This is a genomic window from Colwellia marinimaniae (assembly GCF_002207865.1).
Classification (GTDB): Bacteria; Pseudomonadota; Gammaproteobacteria; order Enterobacterales; family Alteromonadaceae; genus Colwellia; species Colwellia marinimaniae.
In genome coordinates this window covers 1-234 of the sequence record NZ_BDQM01000526.1, presented here as the reverse complement: position 1 = coordinate 234, position 234 = coordinate 1, and the positions used below count along the sequence as shown (strand labels likewise).

Annotated in this window: 1 protein-coding gene; it reads right to left on the bottom strand. The window is 76.5% G+C overall.

Annotated elements, in window-relative coordinates:
- Nucleotides 1-234: hypothetical protein (locus MTCD1_RS20355; protein ID WP_235013426.1), on the bottom strand; the 234-nt coding region annotated here is incomplete at both ends.

Sequence of the window (234 nt, the reverse complement as noted above, 5' to 3'; positions counted from 1 at the left end):
TGCCTCCACCGAGCCCCAGAGCACGATGCCGGTGCTGAGGTCGGTGGCGATCAGCGTCGCCGACCAGGGCACGACCGCCAGGCCGGCCGCCGCCAGCGCCAGGTAGGCCGCGGGGGCGAGCTGCCAGTTGAGGCTGTCGGGGCGTTCGGTGTGGTTGGCCGGCTGCAGCCACAGCCAGGCGCCGCGCTGCAGCGGCTCGAGCCAGAGGCGGCCCGGCCTGCGGCCGGCCACTGC